This window comes from Mesorhizobium sp. M5C.F.Ca.IN.020.29.1.1 (assembly GCF_003997375.1).
Lineage (GTDB): Bacteria > Pseudomonadota > Alphaproteobacteria > Rhizobiales > Rhizobiaceae > Mesorhizobium > Mesorhizobium wenxiniae.
The window spans coordinates 1-1,527 of record NZ_RZSW01000925.1 but is presented as its reverse complement, the minus strand read 5'-3'; the positions used below and the strand labels follow the sequence as shown (position 1 = coordinate 1,527).

Annotated in this window: 2 protein-coding genes; one reads left to right on the top strand and one right to left on the bottom strand. The window is 61.6% G+C overall.

Going from position 1 to position 1,527, the window contains the following annotated elements; all coding sequences use genetic code 11:
• On the top strand, positions 1-764 hold a 764-nt coding region (locus EOA85_RS35040; protein WP_245486334.1), incomplete at its 5' end, for a DNA polymerase.
• Between the two features lie 154 nt (positions 765-918).
• Here the strand turns inward: EOA85_RS35040 and EOA85_RS35035 are convergent.
• Entirely contained in the window at positions 919-1,323 is a 405-nt protein-coding gene (locus EOA85_RS35035; protein WP_127212711.1) for a Fur family transcriptional regulator, read from the bottom strand.
• Between the last annotated feature and the right edge of the window lie 204 nt (positions 1,324-1,527).

Here is a 1,527-nt window from a genome sequence, read left to right as displayed (position 1 = left end):
TTCCGGTACGCACCATCGAGGGGCGGAAGATCAGGACGGCCTTCATCGCCGACAAGGGCAACAAGCTGGTTTCCGCCGACTACAGCCAGATCGAGCTGCGCGTGCTCGCCCATGTCGCCGAGATCCCGCAGCTCAAACAGGCCTTCGCCGACGGCGCCGACATCCACGCCATCACCGCGTCGGAGATGTTCAACGTGCCGGTCGAGGGCATGCCCTCGGAGATACGCCGCCGCGCCAAGGCGATCAACTTCGGCATCATCTACGGCATTTCCGCCTTTGGTCTCGCCAACCAGCTGTCGATCCCGCGCGAAGAGGCCGGCGCCTATATCAAGAAATATTTCGAACGCTTCCCGGGCATCCGCGACTACATCGACGCGACCAAAGCCTATGCCCGCGAATACGGCTTCGTCGAAACGATCTTCGGCCGCCGCATCCACTATCCGGAGATACGGTCGTCAAACCCGTCAGTCCGTGCCTTCAACGAGCGCGCCTCGATCAACGCGCGGCTGCAGGGCACCGCGGCCGACATCATCCGCCGCGCCATGATACGCATGGACGATGCGTTGGAAAAGGCGAAGCTTTCCGCCCGTATGCTGCTGCAAGTGCATGACGAGCTGGTCTTCGAGACGGCCGAAGCGGAGGTCGAGGCGACGATCCCCGTCGTGCGCCATGTGATGGAGAACGCTGCGATGCCGGCGGTGTCGATGTCGGTGCCGCTGCATGTCGATGCCCGCGCCGCCGACAATTGGGAAGAGGCTCATTGATGCGCCCAAGCCAGGTGTGTTGAGGTTCAGGTCAGGCCGAGTCGAAAATGGTGGGTTCCGAGAACCGGAGCGGAACGTACTTTTGGGTACGTGAGCACCGGAAGCGCAGGAAGCCACCATTTGCAGGCCGGCATCACCTGAATATCAATACACCTTAAGCCGCCTCGGCCAGGCATTTGGCACAGGTGCCGCGGAATTCGATCACTGCCTTCTTGGCGGCAAAGCCGGTCGAGCGCACCCACTCATCGAGCCGGTGTCCGACATCATGGTCGGAAAATTCGGTCACCTGCCCGCATGTGTCGCAGATGGCAAAGGCGGTCATCGAATGGCTGTGGTCGTGCGGCTCGGCGCAGGCGACAAAGGAATTGAGGCTTTCGAGCCTGTGCACGAAACCGGACTTAACCAGCGTGTCGAGCGCGCGATAGACCTGCAGCGGTGCGCGAAAACCCCGCTCGCGAAGCTGGTCAAGCAATGTATAGGCGCTGAGCGGCCCGCTGGCGGCCTCGAGTTTCTCGAGCACGCACAACTGGTTTTTCGTCAGCACATCCCTTGCTGGCATGATCCTGTTTCCAACCCGTCGCGCCGCTCGCACGTCATTTCCGCGTGCAAGCGGCTTCAATTCTATCCAGATAGCGACGAACGGGCGTTTTTGCTACTGTTTCTGTGCCGGCATGGCCCAGAAGCCGGCCAACTCCGAGCAGGCATCAAACTCCGACCACGCATTGGCGGCCGAGTAGATGAAACGGCGGGAGCACGTCCCCCC